The 7,892-nt window shown below is 30.9% G+C and carries 6 protein-coding genes; 5 read left to right on the top strand and 1 reads right to left on the bottom strand.

The features are described from left to right. The 5 genes from AADI82_RS11765 to AADI82_RS11745 all read left to right on the top strand — a co-directional run. Window positions 1-878: helix-turn-helix domain-containing protein (locus tag AADI82_RS11765; protein ID WP_341216626.1), on the top strand; the 878-nt coding region annotated here is incomplete at its 5' end. Between the two features lie 178 nt (window positions 879-1,056). Continuing rightward, complete coding sequence (locus AADI82_RS11760) at window positions 1,057-3,054, top strand: leucine-rich repeat domain-containing protein (protein WP_341216625.1); 1,998 nt, start codon at window positions 1,057-1,059, stop codon at window positions 3,052-3,054. A gap of 278 nt (window positions 3,055-3,332) precedes the next feature. Then, window positions 3,333-5,522, top strand: coding sequence for a tetratricopeptide repeat protein (locus tag AADI82_RS11755; protein WP_341216624.1), 2,190 nt, complete (start codon window positions 3,333-3,335; stop codon window positions 5,520-5,522). Next, window positions 5,522-6,259: a LytTR family DNA-binding domain-containing protein gene (locus AADI82_RS11750; protein ID WP_341216623.1), complete on the top strand. Its 738-nt coding sequence runs from the start codon at window positions 5,522-5,524 to the stop codon at window positions 6,257-6,259. Before AADI82_RS11755 ends, AADI82_RS11750 begins: the two co-directional genes overlap by 1 nt. A 340-nt stretch (window positions 6,260-6,599) precedes the next feature. Further along, the gene (locus tag AADI82_RS11745; protein WP_341216622.1) at window positions 6,600-7,655 is read left to right on the top strand and encodes an NAD(P)-dependent alcohol dehydrogenase; all 1,056 of its coding nucleotides are present in this window, start codon (window positions 6,600-6,602) and stop codon (window positions 7,653-7,655) included. Between the two features lie 40 nt (window positions 7,656-7,695). Here AADI82_RS11745 and AADI82_RS11740 read toward each other — a convergent pair. After that, window positions 7,696-7,892 (bottom strand): acyl-CoA dehydrogenase family protein (locus AADI82_RS11740; protein WP_341216621.1); only part of this gene is annotated, 197 nt, incomplete at its 5' end.

The following is a 7,892-nucleotide window of genomic DNA, read 5'->3' as shown; positions in this document are numbered from 1 at the left end:
AATCTAGTAAAGATATTCAAGAGCGTTTTGTAAAAGCAATACACTATTTTAGTGAGCAAACCAAAACCACCATTAGTGAGCCTTTAAAAACCTTAGGTTTTACTACGGATAATAAAGCGATTGAAAAAGATATTAATAAACAACAAGACACGATAGAAGAATTATTAGCAGCTAAGCTATTATACTTTCAAGGGTTGGAAAAAGGTTTTAATGTCAATACATTTTTAGAATTGCGAGCAAAGTCTGTTTTTCTTGCTAAAGAGAAACCTAAGAAACCCCGAAAATCAATAATTGACGGTACAACAAATATTGAATTATTTGAGTTGTTAAGAGTGCTTAGAAACAATATAGCAACAGAAAATGATTTGATTCATTATCAAGTGTTCACTCAAAAAGCTTTATACGAAATCTGCGAAACCTTACCCACCAATAAAAAAGAATTACTACAGGTTAATGGAATGGGTAAAACCCGTGTAGAAAAATATGGTGCCAAAATTCTAAAAGTTATTCATGCATATTGTGAAGAAAATGATATTGAAATATCTAACTCGGAAGATTTGTTTGAAGTAGAAAAGCCAAAGAAAAAACGAGGTGATACTAAAAAAGAATCTTTAGAATTATTTAAAGCAGGAAAATCAATCGATGAAATAGCTAACCAAAGAGAACTCAATCCTACAACTGTAACAGGGCATTTAGCGTATTTTATTCCAACAGGCGAAGTGAAAATAACCGATTTAATTTCCGAAGTACACTATAAAGAGTTAAAAGCTCTTATTCCTAAATATAAATTTGAAAACCTCTCAGATTTAAAGCATCAACTAGATGATAAATATTCTTATGGCGAATTGCGTTTAGTTTTAGAGGATTTGAAAAGTTGAAAATCCAAAATAAAAATAAGTTTTAACTTTTTTGTTGAGATATTCCTAATTAATTCAAAACGGATATTAAATCAATCCTAACGTTTATTACTTTAAATCCTTCAAAAAAAGATTCGCTATTTCTCAATTTGTTTTATAAAGGTAGTTTGGCTTTTTATAAACCTTAAATAAATCAAACATGAAAAAAAATCTACTTATTTTAACGATCTTTTGTATATCTGTAATAGGGTATGCGCAAACGGTTGGCGATACTTTTATTGATAATTTTATTACCTATCAAATCACTTCATTATCGCCAGATACAGTTAAGACAAGAGACTATGATATAACTGGGGGAAGTGCTGTAAATATCCCAAGTACAGTTGATTATAATTCAGTAACTTATAGTGTAACAGAAATTGGCGATAATTCTTTTAAAAGTAATGGATTAACAAGTATAACCATTCCTAACGGTGTTGTAACTATTGGTACTGGTGCTTTTTCTTTAAATAGTTTAACAACTGTAACTATTCCCAGTGGTGTTGTAACAATTGGTGATAGTGCTTTTGCTAATAATCAAAGTAGTTTAATAAGCGTTAGTATTCCTAATAGTGTAACTAGTATAGGTGTGCAGGCTTTTAGTTTTAATAATTTGTCAAGCATTACAATTCCTGATAGTGTTATAACAATTGGAGATGGTGCATTTGTTCAGAATAATAATATGACAGATGTAGTTATAGGAAATAACGTTACCAGTATAGGTGAATTTGCGTTTCGATTTAATAGTTTAAATAGTGTTACTATACCAGATAGTGTTACTAATATTGGATCTCTTGCTTTTTCATCTAATACTATTTCTAGTTTAGTTATTGGAAATGGCCTTACTAGTTTGAGTGAACATGTTTTTAGTTATAATAATATTGCTAGTGTTACTATACCAAATTCAGTTACTAGTATTGGTGCCAATGCTTTTTTACAGAACAACTTAACTAATATAGTTATACCAGATGGTGTTACCAGTATTGATGATTTAGCTTTTGGAGCAAATAACCTAACAGGTGTAATTATTGGAAATAGTGTTACCAGTATAGGTGTTAGTGCTTTTAACACCAATCAATTAACTAGTGTTAGTATTCCTGCTGGTGTAACAAGTATTGGTGATTCTGCTTTTTACAATAACCCATTGACCGATATTATTTCATTAGCTACAACACCACCAACTATTACTACAGCCGGAACTAACGATTCTTTTAATATTGATCGCAGTAATATTAATTTAATAATCCCTAATAGCACTACAGATATATATACTACAAATACTGGTGCTTTATGGACAGGTTTTAAAATGATATTTGAAGAAACCAATATATCGGCAAATGCGCTAAAGGTTACAGATTATAATTCAGCAAGTGGCACTAATGTGAGTATACCTGCAACTATTACTGATGGTTCTACGGTATACAATGTTACAGAAATTGGAAATGCTGCCTTTTTTAGCAAAGGTTTAACGAGCGTTACTATACCTAATAGTGTTACAATTATTGGAGTTTCTGCCTTTAATACTAATAGCTTAACAAGTGTAACAATTCCAGATAGTGTTATCACTATTGGTTCTCAGGCTTTTGTAACCAATAATTTAACCAGTCTTACTATTGGTAATAGTGTAGAAAACATAGAGTTTGGTGCTTTTACTGATAACGACTTAACTAGTGTTAATATACCAGCCAGTGTTACCAGTATTGGTTCCATAGCTTTTGCTGCTAACCCTTTAACTAGTGTAACCTCGTTAGCTACAACACCACCTATAATAACCACAGGAACAAATGATACGTTTCATATTTCTGGAGATCGCAGTGGCATTCATTTACATATACCAGCAGGTACTTTAGGAGCTTATGTTACAGATGCAGGAGCTTTATGGACAGGATTTAACCCAGTAAGTGAAGATGCGTTGTTAAGCAACTCTAATTTTGAATTAGAAAATGATGTAAAAGTAATTACTGCAGCTGATGCTTTAAAAATTTCGTATCCAAATAACATTAAATTAAAAAACTATAGCATTTATAATATTACTGGAGCTAAAATAACTACAGGTACAAGTAATGAAATAAAAACATCAACTTTATCAAGCGGTATTTATGTTTTAAAGCTCAATTTTGATAAAGGAATAGCTACCAAAAAAGTTATTGTTAATTAATAGATATTATAAATTTGTTTAATATGCTTAGTTTTTTAGAAAGATATAGGTTAGAGTTGTCTTTGGTTTTATTGTATGCATTAATTTTTAGCTTTCTATTTTTTTAGTGCTTGTATATAAGCCGTAATTTTATAACTAGATTTAACTTTTTGCTAGCTACAAGTATTTTATTGAAGTACTTGTAGTTAGTATTTTGTTTTTATCGAATTGTAATGTTTTCATTTTATTTGTTATCGTTAAAAATTATATTGTAATTAGCTTGAAATATTTCTATTTATATGAAAATTACTAATACATATATTCTTCTTTTTGTTATCTTCTTATCTTTTCCTAGAGCTTTTTTAGCCCAAAATAAAAAGATAGATAGTCTTAAAATTCAATTAGATAATTATAATTTTAATGATACCACCCGTGTTAACTTATTATATGATTTGTCGCGTGCTAATTTTAGAAAGGATATTGATACAACCGATCGTTACCTAAATGAAGCTGATAGTCTAAGCACTATTTTAAATTATGAAATGGGAAAAGCTCGAGTTTATTATTTAAAAGGTATGCTTGAGAATATCAAAGCTAATTACACAGAAAGTTTACATTTTTTTAATAAATCGCTTAAGTATTACGAAATTATACAAGACAAAAAAAGAGTTGCTGATGTGTATGTAGCTTTCGGAATTACCTATTACGATTTATCTAGGTATGATGAAGCTATAAAAAATTATCAAAATGCGACCAAAATTTACAGGGAGCTAAACAATAAAAGAGAAATTGTCACAAGTCTTATAAATACTGGAAATGTATATTCGGAAATTGGAAATTACAAGAATGCCATTGCCAACTATAAGGATGCACTTATTATTAGTGAAGTTATTAATGATGAAGATGGTATTTCTTATGTTCATAGCAATTTAGGCGTTGTTTATAAAGTGCAAGGCAATTACCCATTAGCTATCGAGAGTTTTAATAAAAGTCTTGATTATGATAAAAAAATGGGAGATATAATGGGCATGGCTAGAATGCATAACAATTTGGGTGAAACATATATTTCTATAAAAAAATATGATAAAGCTTTACAGCATCTTTATGAGTCTTTAAGTTTATCTCATAAAGTTAAAAACAAAAAACTTATATCGGTAAATAAGAGTAATATCGGTAGTATTTATCTTTATAAGAAGGAGTATTCAAAAGCTATTGAATATTTTAGTAAATCTTTGCAAGTAAGTCAAGAAATTAATGATTTTAAGCATACTTCAATAACCTACATTAATATTGGAAATGCCTATTTAAAACTTGGTAAGCCAATAGTTGCTCGTAAAAATTACAAAAATGCAAAAAACATAAGTAAAAAAACAGAAAACAAACGTATTTTGTCTACTAGCTTTTTAGGTATTGCTGAAACGTACTTACATGATAAGCATTATTTGCAAGCGCTCACTTTTGCTTTGCAAGGCCAACAAATAGCCAAAGAATTAGACTTATTGGAATCTCAAAAAATAGCTGTAGACATACTCTCTGAAGTTTATCAAAATACGAAGCAGTATAAAAAAGCTTTTGAAAGCTATAAAGAATTTAAAAAGTTGAATGATAGCTTATTCAACAAAGAGAATATTGAAAGAATAGCTCAATTAGAAGCCGAGTATAAATACAAACAAGCAATAGATTCTGCTGGTATAAAGGAACTACAGCTTACTAAAACAATTACAACAACTAATATAAATTTAGAAAGAACCCAACGTAACTATTTATGGGCAATTATTGGTGTACTTATGGTTTCTATGCTATTAGGATCTGTTATTTTTTACCAAAAATTAAGGCACGCAAAAGCTAAAACTCAAAATGCAGTTATAGAGCAAAAATTATTGCGTAGTCAAATGACTCCACATTTTATCTTTAATTCTCTCTCCGTATTGCAAGGCATGATTTTAAATAAAGAAGAAAAAAAACCGATTAATTATTTGTCTAGATTCTCCAAATTAATGCGCATTACTTTAGAAAATTCAAGAGATAAACTAGTACTACTTTCTCAAGAATTACTTGCCATAGAAAATTACTTGGCGCTTCAGAATTTAGAAAACGATTCTTATCAATATTCAATTACAATTGATAACACTGTTGATAGCAATATACTTCAAGTCCCACCTATGCTTATTCAGCCATTTGTTGAAAATGCCATAGAACATGCTTTTACAGAGAAAATGAATCCTAAAACTATTGATATAAACCTTAATTATTCAAATAAAAATTTAATTTGTACCATTACAGATAATGGAATTGGAATAAATACCCAAAAAGAAACTAAAAATAGTCACAAAACATCTTTATCAACTACAATAACTACAGAACGATTAAAAATTTTATCAAAAGATCTAAAAATGAAAGGTTGGGTAACCACCGAGGATAGACAAAATTATAATGAGCAAGGCACTATAGTAACATTGATAATTCCACATAAAACTGTTGAAGCATAATGAAAACATTAATAGTAGAAGATAAAGCCTATATTAGAAAAGCGCTGCTAAATTTATTACAGCTAATAGAGGCTGAAGTAGAAGTACTAGGCGAGTGTGCCTCTGTAAAAGACGCAGTTGTGGTAGCCAACGCTTGTAAGCCAGAGTTAATTTTTTTAGATATAAATCTTTTAGATGGTAATGCTTTTGATTTTTTAGAACAAACCGAACATTTAAGTTTTAAGGTAATTTTTATTACTGCCTACGAAGAATATGCTCTTAAAGCCTTAAAATTTGGAGCTGTAGATTATATTTTAAAACCTGTAGATGTTTTAGAGTTAAAAGATGCGCTACATAAAGTTAAAAGCATTACGGTAACAGAACAGCAAAAGCAAATTAAAAAGACGAAAACAGTTTGGGGGAATGATGACCAAAAACTGATTTTGTCGCTTCACGATAGCTTTCAGGTAATAGATTTAAACGAATTAGTGTACTGTGAATCAGATAAAGGTTATACCACATTTTATAATTGCAATAATAAAAAATATGTGGTTTCTAAAACACTAAAAGATTTTGAAGAACGGCTTACTAAGGCAAATTTTTCAAGACCGCATCAATCTTTTATGGTAAACTTTAAGTTTATCGATAAGTACGAAAAATCTGGAACTATTCATTTAAAAAACGGTATAAAAATACCCGTATCTTTAAGAAAAAAAGAACAATTTGTACAATCCTTTTTAAACTGGAATAAGAGTTGAATTAATAGAAGAGCGCGATTCGAATTTTAATTCTACGGGCGAAGTGAAAATAACCAATTTAATTTCCAAAATCCATTATAAAGAATTAAAAAACCTTGTTCCATAACACACTTTCGAAAGCCTTTCAAATTTAAAACAGCAATTAAACGATGAATACAGCTATGGCGAACTGCGTTTGGTTTTAAATAATTTGAATGATTTGAAATAAAATAGTTTTATTAAAGAGGAAATATTTTTCGTATATTACAGTCTCGTTTTAACTCATTTCCCTAAAAACGATATTATAGCATTCGTATTTCCCAAATGCGCCTACTTAATTAATTCTTAAAATTAAATTACTATGAATGTAAAAAACATTAAGGCATTTGGTACAGAGGCTGCTGATGCTGCTTTAGCCCCATTAAATATTGACCGCAGAGTAGTAACTTTAAAGGATGTTGAAATAAATATTCTGTATTGTGGCGTCTGTCATTCCGATTTGCATTTTGCACGCAACGATTGGGGCTTTAGTGTGTATCCCGTTGTACCAGGTCATGAAATCGTTGGTAAGGTTACCGAAGTTGGAAAAGGAGTAACTAAGTTTAAAGTAGGTCAATTAGTCGCTGTTGGGTGTTTGGTTGATTCTTGCAGAACTTGCAACAATTGCAAAAACGATTTAGAGCAGTATTGTCCGGAATGGGTTGGTACTTATGGTGGTCAAGACAAACATTTGGGCACACATACATTTGGCGGATATTCAGAAAGTATTGTTGTTGATGAAGATTTTGTTTTAAACATTCCCGAAAATCTCGATCTTGCAGGTATCGCTCCAATATTATGCGCAGGAATTACAACATGGTCGCCCTTGCGGCACTGGAACGTTCGGAAAGGAAGTAAAGTTGCCGTTGTTGGTCTTGGCGGCCTGGGGCACATGGCAATAAAGTTAGCCAATGCTTTAGGAGCTGAAGTTACTCTATTCTCAAGATCGCCAAATAAAACAAAAGATGCTGTGGATTTGGGCGCTAATCAAGTTGTTATATCGACAGATGACAAGCAAATGGCAGGTGTTCAAAACTATTTTGATGTTATAATCGATACTGTGCCTTACACCCATGATTTAAATCCTTATGTAGCAACCTTGAACACCAATGGTACTCTGGTTTTGGTAGGTTACTTAGGGCCGTTAGACGCTATGTTGAATTCAGTGCCAATGATTATGGGACGTAAAGCAGTTGCAGGATCTTTAATTGGTGGCATTGCAGAAACACAAGAGCTATTGGATTTCTGCGGAAAACACAATATTACTTCTGAAATTGAGATTATAAACATACAGGATATTAACACTGCCTATGAGCGCATGCTAAAGAGTGATGTACACTATCGTTTTGTAATCGATATGGCATCGCTTAAAAGTTAAATATAAAATTATATTTTGTACGATATAGTAATTATACGACTTAATCTCTTATAATACTCCTAGAAATCACAATTTTTTGGATTTCAGAAGTGCCTTCGTAAATCTGAGTAATTTTTGCATCACGCATTAAACGCTCCACATGATATTCTTTTACAAAGCCATTACCACCATGAATTTGCACGGCTTCAACCGTGTGTTCCATCGCCACTTTTGAGGCATATAGTTTAGCCATCGCAC

The organism is uncultured Wocania sp. (genome assembly GCF_964021735.1).
GTDB lineage: Bacteria > Bacteroidota > Bacteroidia > Flavobacteriales > Flavobacteriaceae > Wocania_A.
The sequence above is the reverse complement of the archived record's forward strand: the minus strand, read 5'-3'. Positions and strand labels throughout refer to the sequence as shown.

Coding starts and splice junctions, on each gene's coding strand:
- AADI82_RS11760 (WP_341216625.1), top strand. CDS start 1,057: ATGAAAAAAAATCTACTTATTTTAACGATCTTTTGTATATCTGTAATA.
- AADI82_RS11755 (WP_341216624.1), top strand. CDS start 3,333: ATGAAAATTACTAATACATATATTCTTCTTTTTGTTATCTTCTTATCT.
- AADI82_RS11750 (WP_341216623.1), top strand. CDS start 5,522: ATGAAAACATTAATAGTAGAAGATAAAGCCTATATTAGAAAAGCGCTG.
- AADI82_RS11745 (WP_341216622.1), top strand. CDS start 6,600: ATGAATGTAAAAAACATTAAGGCATTTGGTACAGAGGCTGCTGATGCT.